Origin of the sequence: Xenorhabdus bovienii SS-2004 (assembly GCF_000027225.1) — a bacterium.
GTDB classification, from domain to species: Bacteria; Pseudomonadota; Gammaproteobacteria; order Enterobacterales; family Enterobacteriaceae; genus Xenorhabdus; species Xenorhabdus bovienii_C.
Genome location: NC_013892.1, coordinates 4,045,960 through 4,059,600, shown reverse-complemented (window position 1 = coordinate 4,059,600; position 13,641 = coordinate 4,045,960). Strand labels below are relative to the sequence as shown.

Sequence of the window (13,641 nt, the reverse complement as noted above, 5' to 3'; positions counted from 1 at the left end):
ACTATGGATAAGAAAGCAGCTCGTATCCGTCGTGCGACCCGCGCACGCCGCAAGCTCCAGGAACTGGGTGCAACTCGCCTGGTGGTACACCGTACCCCTCGCCATATTTATGCGCAGGTTATCGCACCAAATGGTTCTGAAACTCTGGTGGCCGCTTCTACTACAGAAAAAGCTATTAGTGAACAACTGAAATTTACTGGAAACAAAGAAGCCGCAGCAGTAGTTGGTAAAATTGTTGCTGAACGTGCTCTGGAAAAAGGTATCAAAAATGTATCCTTTGACCGTTCTGGTTTCCAATATCATGGTAGAGTCCAGGCACTGGCAGATGCTGCCCGTGAAGCTGGCCTTCAGTTCTAAGGTAGAGGTGTAAGATGGCTCACATCGAAAAACAAGCTGGCGAACTGCAGGAAAAGCTGATCGCGGTAAACCGCGTATCTAAAACCGTCAAAGGTGGCCGTATTTTCAGCTTTACAGCACTGACTGTAGTTGGTGATGGTAACGGTCGCGTTGGTTTTGGCTACGGCAAAGCACGCGAAGTTCCGGCAGCGATCCAGAAAGCGATGGAAAAAGCACGTCGCAATATGAAAAACGTCGCACTTAACAGCGGCACCCTGCACCACCCAGTGAAAGGTGGACACACCGGTTCTCGCGTGTTCATGCAGCCTGCTCACGAAGGTACAGGTATCATCGCCGGTGGCGCGATGCGTGCTGTTCTGGAAGTGGCTGGAGTTCGTAACGTACTGGCTAAAACCTACGGTTCCACTAACCCGATCAACGTGGTTCGTGCAACTCTGGACGCTTTAGACAGCATGAAGTCTCCAGAAATGGTCGCAGCTAAGCGTGGCAAATCCGTCGAAGAAATTCAGGGGTAATGACCATGGCTAAGACTATTAAAATTACTCAGGTTCGCAGCTCAATTGGTCGTTTGCCTAAGCATAAGGCAACTCTGACTGGTTTAGGTCTGCGTCGCATTGGTCATACTGTTGAACGCGAAGATACACCAGCGGTTCGTGGTATGGTCAACTTGGTTTCCTATATGGTTAAAGTTGAGGAGTAACAGATGCGCTTAAATACTCTGTCTCCGGCTGAAGGTGCTAAGCACGCATCTAAACGTGTAGGTCGTGGTATCGGTTCTGGCCTAGGTAAAACCGGCGGTCGTGGACACAAAGGTCAGAAATCTCGTTCTGGCGGTGGTGTTCGTCGTGGTTTTGAAGGCGGCCAAATGCCTTTATACCGTCGCCTGCCAAAATTTGGTTTTACTTCACGTAAGGCAATGATCACTGCAGAAATTCGTCTGTCTGATTTTGCCCATGTTGAAGGCGATGTTATCGATCTGAATGCACTGAAAGCTGCTAACATTGTTGGCCCTCAAATTGAATTCGCAAAAGTTATGCTTTCTGGCGAAGTCAATCGCGCAGTAACTGTGCGTGGCTTACGTGTTACGAAAGGCGCCCGTGCTGCAATTGAAGCTGCTGGCGGTAAAATTGAGGAATAAGTAACAGATGGCTAAACAACCAGGATTAGATTTTCAAAGTGCTAAAGGCGGATTAAGCGAGTTAAAACGCAGACTTTTGTTTGTTATTGGAGCTCTGATTGTTTTCCGTATTGGCTCTTTTATTCCAATCCCTGGTATTGATGCCACTGTGCTTGCCAAATTGCTCGAACAGCAACGAGGCACCATCATTGAAATGTTTAACATGTTCTCTGGTGGTGCTTTAAGCCGTGCTTCTATCTTCGCACTGGGTATAATGCCGTATATTTCTGCATCTATCATTATCCAGTTGCTAACTGTGGTTAATCCCCGTTTAGCAGAGATTAAGAAGGAAGGGGAAGCTGGTCGTCGTAAGATCAGTCAATACACCCGTTATGGTACGTTAGTGCTGGCAATATTCCAGTCAATCGGTATTGCTACTGGGTTGCCGAATATGCCTGGAATGCAAGGTTTAGTTATTAACCCTGGCTTTGCGTTCTATTTCACGGCTGTTGTAAGTTTGGTCACGGGAACCATGTTCCTGATGTGGCTGGGTGAGCAGATTACTGAACGAGGTATCGGTAACGGTATTTCAATCATAATCTTTGCTGGTATCGTTGCGGGTTTACCGCCTGCAATTGGTCACACCATCGAGCAAGCTCGGCAAGGCGATCTGCACTTCCTCCTGTTGCTGTTGGTTGCAGTATTAGTGTTTGCCGTAACTTTCTTCGTTGTTTTCATGGAGCGTGGTCAACGCCGTATCGTTGTTAACTATGCTAAGCGTCAACAAGGTCGAAGAGTTTATGCGGCACAAAGTACACATTTACCGTTGAAAGTGAATATGGCTGGGGTTATCCCTGCAATTTTTGCTTCTAGTATTATTTTGTTCCCTGGTACCATAGCCTCTTGGTTTGGTGGTGGAACAGGCTGGAATTGGCTGACAACTATTTCTATGTATTTGCAGCCAGGTCAACCGCTTTATGTGTTATTGTACGCATCTGCAATCATCTTCTTCTGTTTCTTCTACACGGCTTTGGTGTTTAATCCAAGAGAAACAGCAGATAACCTGAAGAAGTCCGGTGCATTTGTACCAGGAATTCGTCCGGGAGAGCAAACGGCTAAGTATATCGATAAGGTAATGACTCGCCTGACCTTAGTTGGTGCGTTATACATTACCTTTATCTGCTTAATCCCGGAGTTCATGCGTGACGCAATGAAAGTTCCATTTTATTTTGGTGGTACTTCCTTACTGATTGTAGTTGTCGTCATCATGGACTTTATGGCTCAAGTGCAAACTCTGATGATGTCGAGTCAATATGAGTCTGCATTGAAGAAGGCAAACCTAAAAGGGTATAACCGTTAATCGGTTTGCTTGAGAAGTTACGGAGAGTAAAAATGAAAGTTCGTGCTTCCGTCAAGAAATTATGCCGCAACTGCAAAATAGTTAAACGTAACGGTATCGTACGTGTAATCTGCAGTGCAGAGCCTAAGCATAAACAACGCCAAGGCTAATTTAATCGCATATTTTTCTTGCAAAGTTGGGTTGAGCTGGCTAAATTAGCCAGCCAATCTTTTTTATCTGACAGCAACATTATTTGAGTATCCTGAAAACGGGCTTTTCAGAATGATGTTGCAGTGAATAAATATTGTAGGAGTGCATAGTGGCCCGTATAGCAGGCATTAACATTCCTGATCAGAAACATACCGTAATCGCGTTAACCTCGATTTACGGCATCGGTAAAACCCGCTCACAGCAAATCTGTGAAGCAGCGTGTATTGCTGAAAATGTTAAGATCAGTGAGCTGTCTGAAGAGCAAATTGACAAGCTGCGTGACGAAGTTGCCAAATACGTTGTAGAAGGTGATCTGCGTCGTGAAGTGACCCTGAGTATCAAACGTCTGATGGACCTTGGTTGCTATCGTGGTTTGCGTCATCGTCGTGGTCTGCCAGTTCGCGGTCAGCGTACTAAGACCAATGCACGTACCCGTAAGGGTCCGCGTAAGCCGATCAAGAAATAATCGGGGTATTGAATAATGGCAAAAGCACCTATTCGTGCACGTAAGCGTGTAAGAAAACAAGTCTCTGACGGTGTGGCTCATATCCATGCTTCTTTCAACAACACAATCGTTACTATTACTGATCGTCAGGGTAATGCTTTGGGTTGGGCAACTGCAGGTGGTTCCGGTTTCCGTGGTTCTCGTAAATCTACTCCGTTTGCGGCTCAGGTTGCAGCAGAGCGCTGTGCTGAAGCAGTAAAAGAATACGGAATTAAGAACCTGGAAGTTATGGTTAAAGGACCTGGTCCTGGCCGTGAGTCAACTATTCGCGCATTAAACGCGGCTGGTTTCCGCATCACTAATATTACTGATGTGACTCCGATTCCTCATAACGGTTGTCGCCCACCGAAAAAACGTCGCGTTTAAGTTTAATAAGACGTCTTCGTTTTTAGGATTGTTGGAGAAAGAAAATGGCAAGATATTTGGGTCCTAAGCTCAAGCTGAGCCGTCGCGAGGGTACAGACCTTTTCCTGAAGTCTGGCGTTCGCGCGATTGACACCAAGTGTAAATTAGAACAGGCACCAGGCCAGCACGGCGCACGTAAACCGCGTCTGTCTGACTATGGTGTGCAGTTACGTGAAAAACAAAAAGTTCGTCGTACTTACGGCGTTCTGGAACGTCAATTCCGTAACTACTATAAAGAAGCGACTCGTCTGAAAGGCAACACAGGTGAAAACCTGTTGACTCTGCTGGAAGGTCGCTTAGATAACGTCGTTTATCGTATGGGCTTCGGCGCGACTCGTGCTGAATCACGTCAGATGGTGAGCCATAAGGCTATCATGGTAAATGGTTGCGTTGTCAATATCGCTTCTTATCAGGTATCCCCGAATGACGTAGTCAGCGTTCGTGAAAAAGCGAAGAAGCAGGCTCGTATTAAGGCAGCTTTAGAGCTGGCTGAGCAGCGTGAGAAACCAACTTGGTTGGAAGTTGATGCTGCGAAGATGGAAGGTGTGTTCAAACGTATTCCTGAACGTACTGATCTATCCGCTGACATTAACGAACACCTGATCGTCGAGCTTTACTCTAAGTAAAGCTTAGCACCAAAGAGAGGACACAATGCAGGGTTCTGTGACAGAGTTTCTAAAACCGCGCCTGGTAGATATCGAGCAAGTCAGTTCGACGCACGCCAAGGTGACCCTTGAGCCATTAGAGCGTGGCTTTGGCCATACTCTTGGCAACGCACTGCGCCGTATTCTGCTTTCGTCTATGCCGGGTTGTGCGGTGACTGAGGTTGAGATTGATGGTGTACTGCATGAGTACAGCACCAAAGAAGGCGTACAGGAAGATATCCTGGAGATTCTCCTCAATCTGAAAGGGCTAGCGGTGAAAGTTCAGGGTAAAGATGAAGTTATCCTTACCTTGAATAAATCTGGCATTGGCCCTGTGACTGCAGCCGACATCATCCATGATGGTGATGTTGAAATCGTCAAGCCGCAGCACGTAATCTGCCATCTGACTGACGGAAGTGCTTCCATTAGCATGCGTATTAAAGTTCAGCGCGGTCGTGGTTATGTGCCGGCTTCTGCCCGAATTCATTCGGAAGAAGATGAGCGCCCTATCGGTCGTTTGTTAGTAGATGCTTGCTATAGCCCAGTAGAGCGTATTGCCTACAATGTTGAAGCAGCTCGTGTAGAACAGCGTACTGACTTGGATAAGCTGGTTATCGAAATGGAGACTAACGGCACAATCGATCCTGAAGAGGCGATTCGCCGTGCAGCTACCATTCTGGCCGAACAACTGGAAGCTTTTGTTGATTTACGTGATGTACGTCAACCAGAAGTTAAAGAAGAGAAGCCAGAGTTTGATCCGATCCTGCTGCGCCCTGTTGACGATCTGGAATTGACTGTCCGCTCTGCTAACTGCCTTAAGGCAGAAGCTATCCACTACATCGGTGATCTGGTACAGCGTACCGAGGTTGAGTTACTTAAGACACCTAATCTGGGTAAAAAATCTCTTACTGAGATTAAAGACGTACTGGCTTCGCGTGGACTTTCTCTGGGCATGCGTCTGGAAAACTGGCCACCAGCAAGTATTGCTGATGAATAACTTGATCACAGGTTAAGGTTTTACTGAGAAGGATAAGGTCATGCGCCATCGTAAGAGTGGTCGTCAATTGAACCGCAACAGCAGCCATCGCCAAGCTATGTTCCGCAACATGGCAGGTTCTTTGGTTCGTCATGAGATCATCAAGACGACTCTGCCTAAAGCGAAAGAACTGCGTCGCGTCGTTGAGCCGCTGATTACTCTTGCCAAGACCGACAGCGTAGCTAATCGTCGTCTGGCATTCGCCCGTACTCGTGATAACGAAATCGTGGCAAAACTGTTTAATGAACTGGGTCCGCGTTTTGCGAGCCGTGCAGGTGGTTACACTCGTATCCTGAAGTGTGGCTTCCGTGCTGGTGACAATGCTCCGATGGCATACATCGAGCTTGTTGACCGCACCGTTGAGTCTCAGACAGAAGCAGCATCTGCAGAGTAATCTGTAGAAGCATAAAAAACCGGGATAACACCCGGTTTTTTATTGCTCTTTATTTTTCCTTCCAATAATTATCTATCTTGTTTTCTACAAGTTAATCTGCAAATTTCACCTGTGCTGGTGCTCTCTTAACCTATTCTGATAGTATTGAACTTATTTCCTATTTGTTAGGTGATTCACTATGTATCGCATTGGTCAGTTGGCTAAATTAGCGAGTGTCACGCCTGATACTATTCGTTTTTATGAAAAACAAGGTTTGATGGCTCATGAGGAAAGAACAGAAGGCGGTTATAGACTTTATACCGAACAGGATTTACAACGATTACGTTTTATTCGTTATGCAAAACAATCGGGTTTTACACTGGAAGCGATTGTAGAGTTACTGTCTATTCGTGTTGATCCTGAGCATCATACATGTCAAGAATCGAAACAAATTGTTGATTCTAGATTACAGGAGGTCGAAGATAAATTATTGGAAATGCAAAAAATGCGCAATTCTTTAAAAATGTTGAGTGATGCATGTTGTGGTAGTGCGCATACCAGCACATATTGTTCCATATTGGAAATTTTGGAAGAAGGAGCAACTAATAAATAATTTTTCTTTATTATTTCGGGTGCTGAGAGTATGATTGCTCAATCATTAACCAATTGAATGTCATTAGAGGACATTATGACGACATACCGCCATAAAAAAGGCGTCATCAAAGATAATGCTATAGAGGCACTGTTGCACGACCCTTTATTTAGGCAGAGAGTAGAAGCAAACAAAAAGGGTAAAGGAAGTTATAGTCGTAAAGAAAAACATGGCAAAAGTAGTGGTTGGGAGGCCAATGATGATAATTTTTTCAAGTTGTTATCATTGGCCTTCTAATTTATTGAGCGGGAAGTATTATCTGATTTAGCAAAGCAGGTGTTTCTTACAGGAAAAAAGGGCTCGGCTGGAATAGTTTTTCCACTTCAGGAACAAATTTTTTATCGGTAATAAACATGATTACATGGTCGCCTTGTTGGATGATGCTGTAATCATTGGCAATGATTACTTCTTCACCGCGGACAATTGCGCCAATTATCGTGCCTGGTGGTAGTCTAATATCACCAATCTTGCGTCCAACTACTTTGGAAGTATGCTCGTCACCATGTGCTATGGCTTCAATAGCTTCGGCTACTCCCCTTCTTAATGAAGATACACTGACGATATCTGCTTTACGGACATGGCCAAGTAATGCAGAAATGGTAGCTTGCTGAGGTGAGATGGCGATATCAATAACACCACCTTGTACTAAATCAACATATGCACTGCGTTGAATAAGAACCATCGCTTTTTTGGCTCCCATTCGTTTTGCAAGCATGGCTGACATAATGTTGGCTTCGTCATCGTTAGTTAATGCAATGAAAACATCGACTTGTTCAATATGTTCTTCTGACAGAAGCTCTTGATCAGAGGCATCACCGTAGAAAACGATAGTATCGTGCAAGAGCTCTGCTAGCTTTGTAGCTCTTTCTTGATTATGTTCAATCAGCTTGACGCTGTAATCTTTCTCAAGTCGCAGCGCTAAACCTGCACCGACGTTCCCACCTCCAACAATCATGAGACGTTTATATGGTTTTTCAAGGCGTTGTAATTCACTCATCACCGCTCTGATATGTTGTGATGCGGCAACAAAAAATACTTCATCTCCCGCTTCAATAATTGTGGAGCCTTGTGGCCTGATCGGGCGGTCTTGACGAAATATTGCAGCAACTTTGCTATCGATATGTGGCATATGCTCTCGAAGCGAGGATAATGCATTACCCACTAGTGAACCCCCATAGTAGGCTTTGACCGCGACGATACTGACACGGCCTTCCGCAAAATTGACAACTTGTAATGCTCCGGGGTATTGAATTAATTTATAGATGTAATCAATAACCAATTGCTCAGGAGATATCAGATAATCAATAGGGATATCATTGGGTTGAAATAATTTCTCTGATTCATAGATATATTCTGATGAACGTATCCGAGCGACTTTATTGGGGGTATTAAATAAGGAGTAAGCGATCTGGCACGCAATCATGTTGGTTTCATCTGAATTTGTGACGGCTACCAACATATCGGCATCTTCTGCACCTGCTTCCCTCAATACTCTGGGGTGGGAGCCGTGACCATTTACAACCCGTAGATCGAATTTGTCCTGTAACTGGCGTAAGCGATCAGTATCGGTATCAACGACAGTAATATCATTATTTTCATCAACCAAATTTTCAGCTAATGTTCCACCAACCTGACCAGCACCCAGAATAATTATTTTCATAGTATTCTCTTCGTGTTAGAAGCTGTATTCCTATTTTTTGATATTTTAGTAAAGTCACAAAATCCCTGCTGATCCGATATTTTGACGAGGAAGATACGTCAATACTTAGTTAGTCGGGCATAAAAGAAGCCGTCACCACCTGTTGTTTCAGGAATAATTTGTATCCCTGGTTTGTCAAGCGTGCCTGTATCTGATAATGCAGCATCTGTGTGGCGTCCTAAGAATGCTTTTATTTGTTGGCTATTTTCATGAGGTAAAATGGAGCAGGTTGCATAAACCAGAGTGCCATGTTTCTTTAAATATGGCCAAATGGCATCAAGGATTTCAGTTTGTAGCGTAACCAATTGGTCAATATCTTCATTTCGACGCAGCCATTTTATGTCAGGGTGACGACGAATAACACCTGTTGCTGAGCATGGTGCATCAAGAAGAATGCGATCGAACTGTTCCCCTGTTGCCCATTCATGTGGAAAACGTCCATCACCTGTTTTGACGACAGCATGCAAATTAAGGCGCTGTAAATTTTCTTTCACTCGTTTAATTCTCTGTTCATCAATATCGACGGCAAGTACTTTTGACTTTGGCGCTATCTCAAGGATATGGGTGGTTTTTCCTCCAGGGGCAGCACACAGATCCAGTATAGATTCTCCGTCACATGGCGTTAATAATTCAGCACACCCTTGAGCAGAGCGATCTTGAATAGTCACCCATCCTTGATCGAATCCGGGTAGAGTGTTAACAGGGCAAGGATTTAGCAAGCGAATAGCGCTGGGATGATTTTCATCTAGCTCTGCGTCTATATTAGCTTCTTGCAACAGAGCTAGATATTGATTAGCACTATGATAGCGCTGATTAACTCGTAACCACATGGGAGGTTTTTGATTATTTGCGTCAATAATCTTTTGCCAGTCCTGTGGATAGGCTTTTTGAATATGATCTAACAGCCATTTGGGATGTAAATGGCAGCTGACATTATTAACTTGCTCGACTAATGTCTGTTGTTGGCGCTGAAATTGGCGGAGAACGCCATTAATTAAGCCTTTTAATTGCGGACGTTTTAAACTGATCGCGCCATTGACGGTTTCGGCAAGCGCTGCATGTGCAGGTATACGAGTATAAGTGAGCTGATAGATTCCAACCATGATTAGATAGTGAAAAATGCGTTGTTTGCCTTTCAATGGCTTTGCCATCAACTGACCAATGAACCATTCTAGTTGAGGTAATACCCTTATTACGCCAAAACAGAGTTCTTGGAGAAGAGCTTTATCTTTGTCAGAAACTCTTTGTTGGAGTTCAGGAATAACAGTGCTGAGTGACTGCCCTTGTTCCAGTACTTGATGGATCGCTTTTGCGGCGATGTTTCGCAGGTTATATGTATTTTTCATGATATGGTCAAAAAAAGCTGACGGTTGTCAGCATTATAAAAAGGAAGACGCCCGTATGCTCAGAGTATACAGGCAAATTAATTTCATTTGATTTTGTTACCCGGTGTAAACCAATCACGTTTTGAGTTTAAGAAATCGGCGGCTGGCATTGCTTTCTTACCTGATGCTTGCAATTGTGTGATATTTAATATTCCATCAGAGGTTGCAATTTGAATACCTTTCTTATCTGCCTTAATGATGGTTCCAGGGGAGTGAGTAGTTTGTTCAGCAATGGCTTCAGCGTGCCATACCTTAATGGGGTATTCATCAATGAGAAAGAAGCTCATCGGCCATGGGTTAAATGAGCGGACACAACGTTCAAGCTGAATGGCAGGTAAATGCCAGTCCATTTTGGCTTCATCTTTACTGAGTTTTTCAGCGTAAGTTGCTAAAGTACCATCCTGAATGCTTGGTTGGCAATTTCCTAATATTATCAGATCTAATGTGTTAAGTAATGCATCAGGACCAATATTGGCAAGTTTTTCATACAGGCTGGAGCTGGTATCTTGATTTGTAATTGGGCAAGCTGCTTTTAGTAGCATATTACCGGTATCAAGACCAGCATCCATTTGCATAATTGTTATGCCAGTTTCTTGATCTCCCGCCCAGATTGCACGCTGAATCGGAGCGGCGCCACGCCAGCGTGGTAACAAAGAACCATGGACATTCAGGCATCCTAAGCGTGGTATGTCCAGAACGGCTTGAGGCAGAATCAGGCCATACGCAACAACGATCATAATATCTGCCTGCTGATGCATGATCCATTGCTGGCTTTCTTCTGTGCGTAAGGTTTTTGGCTGGAAAACAGAAATACTATGTTCTTCAGCCAATGCTTTTACAGGACTTGGTGTCAGTTTTTTACCTCTTCCTGCCGGTTTGTCTGGTCGGGTGAGAACTCCGACAACTTGATGTTGAGATTTTAATAAAGCAGCCAAATGGTGAACCGCGAAATCAGGATTTCCGGCAAAAATAATACGTAAAGAATCAGACACTGTTATTTCCTGTAATGATAAAGTTTATTTTTCTTTAGCTCTCAGACGGTCAATTTTTTCAACTTTCTGGCGAATACGCTGGCGTTTCAATGGTGACAGATAATCGATAAAAAGTTTACCTACCAGATGATCCATTTCATGTTGAATACAGATTGCTAGCAGGTCGTCAGCTTCCAACTCAAACTGCTGCCCGTGATAATCTAAAGCTTTAATTTTTACTTGCTCAAAACGTGGTACAAATGCGCGTTGTTCAGGGACAGATAAACATCCTTCCTCAATTCCTGTTGCACCAACTTCATTCATCAATTCGGGGTTGATGAGGACAAGGCGTTGATCACGATTCTCAGAGACATCAATGACTATAATTCGCTGATGAATATCGACTTGTGTTGCAGCTAAACCGATACCTTCTTCTGCATACATTGTTTCGAACATATCATCAATGATGCTCTGAATTCCTGCATCGACTTTTTCAACTGGCTTTGCAATTGTGCGAAGTCGCTCGTCTGGGTAATGTAATACTTGTAAAACTGACATATATGTTTAGATCTGTATCCAAGAAGTGAGTGATAATTTGTGCCTATTCTAGACATTTCCTATTTAGATTGACAGTATCGACCATAAATTAATCAAGGCCAGTCAAGTTATCAATCAGGTCAGGATGACATTATGAAAGAGATGGAAATATGGTTGCGAATGAAGATGGTTTCCCATCTTTCAACGATTAAAGCTGTGTCTATTATAGAACATCTATTGAGAACTCAAAACTATAGTAATAATGAACTTAAGGCGTGTGGTTTGTCTCCCACACAGTGTTTACAGTTTACTAAGGCTAACTCTACTGAGCTGGCTATTTGCTTTACGTGGTTGGAGCGGCCGGGCAACCATTTGTTGACCTTCTCTCATCCCGCATACCCACCTTTATTAAAACAGATACACTCTCCTCCACTTATGCTTTTTGTGTCAGGGGATGTAACTGTGTTATCCCAAAAGCAGGTGGCAATGGTGGGTAGTAGGTCAGCAAGTTTTTATGGTGAGAAATGGGGGAAAATCTTTGCTGGTGAATTAGCGAAAAATGGAGTTGTGATAACCAGTGGGTTGGCAATCGGTATTGATGGGATTTGCCATCAGGCAGCGCTTAGTGCTGGCGGAAAAACCATTGCTGTACTTGGCAGTGGGCTTGAAAAAATTTATCCCTATCGGCATGACTCTCTGGCGCGGTTTATTGAAGAAAATGGTGCATTAGTTTCTGAGTTTTTCCCTGAAATGCCACCTAAAGCTAAAAATTTTCCAAGGCGCAATCGGATCATTAGTGGCTTGAGTCTCGCTCTTCTTATTGTAGAAGCTTATGAAAAGAGTGGTTCGTTGATTACAGCGCGTTGTGCGCTTGAACAGGGGCGAGATATTTTTGCATTACCTGGTGCATTAGGCACTCCTTCAAGTGAGGGCAATCATTGGTTGATAAAGCAGGGGGCTTATTTGGCAGTGAATCCAACGGATATAATGGAACATATTAATGGCGCGTTTCGATGGTTGAATATAGAAAAAGAAGAACGCGTGCAAGTTGACCAAATAGAGTTGCCATTTGCTGATGTGCTGGTTAACGTAAGTCACGAAGTTACTCCAGTTGATGTGATTGCTCAACGCTCTTGTCTTCCTGTCACAGAAGTCATGACTAGACTTTTGGAGCTGGAACTCATGGGAAAAGTCGCCGTTGTTGCTGGTGGCTATATTCGGGTAAATTGATCTGTTTAATTTATACTTTTTCCAACATTATTGTGGCTGTGATTCAACGAGTGAGATATGTCTAAGAAAGTTCCCTTTGAGATAAAAGAAACAGAACATTGCCCTGAGTGTGGCGCTGAATTAGTGATCCGTAATGGAACTCATGGTTTATTTTATGCGTGTTCCAGCTATCCATCATGCCATTACGTTCGTCCTCTAAAGACTCAAGGAGATGGACATATTGTTAAAGAATTGGATGGGCAAGTTTGCCCGAAGTGTGGCTTTACTCTGGTTTTGCGACAAGGACGTTATGGCATGTTCATTGGTTGCAGTCATTATCCTGAATGTGAACACACAGAATTGATCGATAAACCCGATGACACATCGATTAATTGCCCCCAATGTCAACAAGGAAAATTATTCCAGCGTAAGTCACGTTTTGGTAAAACATTTCATGCCTGCAACCGATACCCAGAGTGTCAGTTTGTACTTAACAATAAGCCGGTATCCGGAGAATGTCTTTTCTGCCATTACCCATTGTTAATAGAAAAGAGAACGGCTCAAGGCGTAAAGTTGTTTTGTGCCAGTAAACTGTGTAGCAAGCCGCAAATCAATGAAATTGAGAAATATAATGAGTAACAAAGTCTCACCTGCATTTGATGTGATTATCACTGCGTTAAAAGAAGAAAAAGTGATTGCTTATCCGACAGAGGCCGTTTTTGGATTGGGTTGTGATCCTGACAGCGAGAAAGCAGTGAACGAATTATTATCGCTGAAAAATCGACCGTGGGAAAAAGGGCTAATTCTCATTGCTGATAGCTATGAAAGGTTATGCCTTTATATTGATGATGAGCAACTTAATGATATACAGAAAGAAACAGTATTTTCATTTTGGCCTGGTCCCGTGACATGGGTAATACCAGCGAAAACGACGACACCAAAATGGTTAACAGGGCAATTTTCAACACTGGCGGTTCGGGTCACAGATCATCCTCTGGTTAAACAATTATGCTCTTTTTATGGGAAAGCCCTTGTATCGACAAGTGCAAATTTAAGCGGACTAGAGCCATGTCGGAGTGCGGAAGAAGTTCGTCAACAATTTGGAAACCGAGTTCCTGTTTTGGAAGGAGAAGTAGGGGGACGTAAAAATCCATCAGAAATCAGAGATGCCTTAACCGGCAAATTATATCGACAAGGGTAGG

Annotated in this window: 20 protein-coding genes; 16 read left to right on the top strand and 4 right to left on the bottom strand. The window is 43.7% G+C overall.

The genetic code is table 11. The features are described from left to right. Positions 1–3: 3 nt before the first annotated feature. The 13 genes from rplR to XBJ1_RS17995 all read left to right on the top strand — a co-directional run bounded on the left by rplR (position 4) and on the right by XBJ1_RS17995 (position 6,875). Positions 4–357 (top strand): 50S ribosomal protein L18, encoded by a 354-nt coding sequence (gene rplR, locus XBJ1_RS18055; protein WP_012990483.1) that lies wholly within the window; start codon positions 4–6, stop codon positions 355–357. Between the two features lie 14 nt (positions 358–371). Beyond that, positions 372–872, top strand: a complete 501-nt coding sequence (gene rpsE / locus XBJ1_RS18050; RefSeq protein WP_012990482.1) for a 30S ribosomal protein S5 — start codon at positions 372–374, stop codon at positions 870–872. A gap of 5 nt (positions 873–877) precedes the next feature. Continuing rightward, a complete protein-coding gene (gene rpmD, locus XBJ1_RS18045; RefSeq protein ID WP_008913894.1) occupies positions 878–1,057 on the top strand; it encodes a 50S ribosomal protein L30 in 180 nt (59 codons plus the stop codon). 3 nt (positions 1,058–1,060) lie between these two features. Next, positions 1,061–1,495 carry a 50S ribosomal protein L15 gene (gene rplO, locus XBJ1_RS18040; RefSeq protein WP_012990481.1) on the top strand — a complete coding sequence of 145 codons (435 nt, stop codon included), beginning with the start codon at positions 1,061–1,063 and terminating at the stop codon, positions 1,493–1,495. A 7-nt stretch (positions 1,496–1,502) separates the two neighbouring features. Then, a complete protein-coding gene (gene secY, locus XBJ1_RS18035) occupies positions 1,503–2,834 on the top strand; it encodes a preprotein translocase subunit SecY (RefSeq protein WP_012990480.1) in 1,332 nt (443 codons plus the stop codon). A gap of 32 nt (positions 2,835–2,866) precedes the next feature. After that, positions 2,867–2,983: a 50S ribosomal protein L36 gene (gene rpmJ / locus XBJ1_RS18030; RefSeq protein WP_012768118.1), complete on the top strand. Its 117-nt coding sequence runs from the start codon at positions 2,867–2,869 to the stop codon at positions 2,981–2,983. Positions 2,984–3,132: 149 nt separating this feature from the next. Continuing rightward, positions 3,133–3,489 carry a 30S ribosomal protein S13 gene (gene rpsM / locus XBJ1_RS18025; protein WP_012990479.1) on the top strand — a complete coding sequence of 119 codons (357 nt, stop codon included), beginning with the start codon at positions 3,133–3,135 and terminating at the stop codon, positions 3,487–3,489. Between the two features lie 15 nt (positions 3,490–3,504). Further along, positions 3,505–3,894, top strand: a complete 390-nt coding sequence (gene rpsK / locus XBJ1_RS18020; RefSeq protein ID WP_002919257.1) for a 30S ribosomal protein S11 — start codon at positions 3,505–3,507, stop codon at positions 3,892–3,894. Positions 3,895–3,938: 44 nt separating this feature from the next. After that, positions 3,939–4,559: a 30S ribosomal protein S4 gene (rpsD, locus tag XBJ1_RS18015; RefSeq protein ID WP_012990478.1), complete on the top strand. Its 621-nt coding sequence runs from the start codon at positions 3,939–3,941 to the stop codon at positions 4,557–4,559. A gap of 25 nt (positions 4,560–4,584) precedes the next feature. Further along, on the top strand, positions 4,585–5,574 hold the full coding sequence (locus tag XBJ1_RS18010; RefSeq protein ID WP_012990477.1) for a DNA-directed RNA polymerase subunit alpha: 990 nt from the start codon (positions 4,585–4,587) through the stop codon (positions 5,572–5,574). A gap of 40 nt (positions 5,575–5,614) precedes the next feature. Continuing rightward, positions 5,615–6,007: a 50S ribosomal protein L17 gene (gene rplQ / locus XBJ1_RS18005; RefSeq protein WP_012990476.1), complete on the top strand. Its 393-nt coding sequence runs from the start codon at positions 5,615–5,617 to the stop codon at positions 6,005–6,007. A 178-nt stretch (positions 6,008–6,185) separates the two neighbouring features. Continuing rightward, positions 6,186–6,599 carry a Zn(2+)-responsive transcriptional regulator gene (gene zntR, locus XBJ1_RS18000; protein WP_012990475.1) on the top strand — a complete coding sequence of 138 codons (414 nt, stop codon included), beginning with the start codon at positions 6,186–6,188 and terminating at the stop codon, positions 6,597–6,599. Positions 6,600–6,674: 75 nt separating this feature from the next. Continuing rightward, the gene (locus XBJ1_RS17995) at positions 6,675–6,875 is read left to right on the top strand and encodes an alternative ribosome-rescue factor A (protein WP_012990474.1); all 201 of its coding nucleotides are present in this window, start codon (positions 6,675–6,677) and stop codon (positions 6,873–6,875) included. 46 nt (positions 6,876–6,921) lie between these two features. On the opposite strand, the gene trkA is transcribed toward XBJ1_RS17995, so the two are convergent. The 4 genes from trkA to def form a co-directional block, all read right to left on the bottom strand. Continuing rightward, positions 6,922–8,298, bottom strand: coding sequence for a Trk system potassium transporter TrkA (trkA, locus tag XBJ1_RS17990; protein ID WP_012990473.1), 1,377 nt, complete (start codon positions 8,296–8,298; stop codon positions 6,922–6,924). Positions 8,299–8,396: 98 nt separating this feature from the next. Continuing rightward, a complete protein-coding gene (gene rsmB, locus XBJ1_RS17985; RefSeq protein ID WP_012990472.1) occupies positions 8,397–9,683 on the bottom strand; it encodes a 16S rRNA (cytosine(967)-C(5))-methyltransferase RsmB in 1,287 nt (428 codons plus the stop codon). 83 nt (positions 9,684–9,766) lie between these two features. Beyond that, on the bottom strand, positions 9,767–10,714 hold the full coding sequence (gene fmt / locus XBJ1_RS17980; RefSeq protein WP_012990471.1) for a methionyl-tRNA formyltransferase: 948 nt from the start codon (positions 10,712–10,714) through the stop codon (positions 9,767–9,769). A 24-nt stretch (positions 10,715–10,738) separates the two neighbouring features. Continuing rightward, positions 10,739–11,251 carry a peptide deformylase gene (gene def, locus XBJ1_RS17975; protein ID WP_012990470.1) on the bottom strand — a complete coding sequence of 171 codons (513 nt, stop codon included), beginning with the start codon at positions 11,249–11,251 and terminating at the stop codon, positions 10,739–10,741. 132 nt (positions 11,252–11,383) lie between these two features. Between def and dprA the strand changes: the two genes are divergently transcribed. The 3 genes from dprA to tsaC are packed head-to-tail and all read left to right on the top strand — an operon-like array spanning position 11,384 to position 13,640. After that, positions 11,384–12,460, top strand: coding sequence for a DNA-protecting protein DprA (dprA, locus tag XBJ1_RS17970; protein WP_012990469.1), 1,077 nt, complete (start codon positions 11,384–11,386; stop codon positions 12,458–12,460). Positions 12,461–12,517: 57 nt separating this feature from the next. Then, entirely contained in the window at positions 12,518–13,078 is a 561-nt protein-coding gene (locus tag XBJ1_RS17965) for a DNA topoisomerase family protein (RefSeq protein ID WP_012990468.1), read from the top strand. Beyond that, on the top strand, positions 13,071–13,640 hold the full coding sequence (gene tsaC / locus XBJ1_RS17960) for an L-threonylcarbamoyladenylate synthase type 1 TsaC (RefSeq protein ID WP_012990467.1): 570 nt from the start codon (positions 13,071–13,073) through the stop codon (positions 13,638–13,640). Before XBJ1_RS17965 ends, tsaC begins: the two co-directional genes overlap by 8 nt. Position 13,641: the final 1 nt, after the last annotated feature.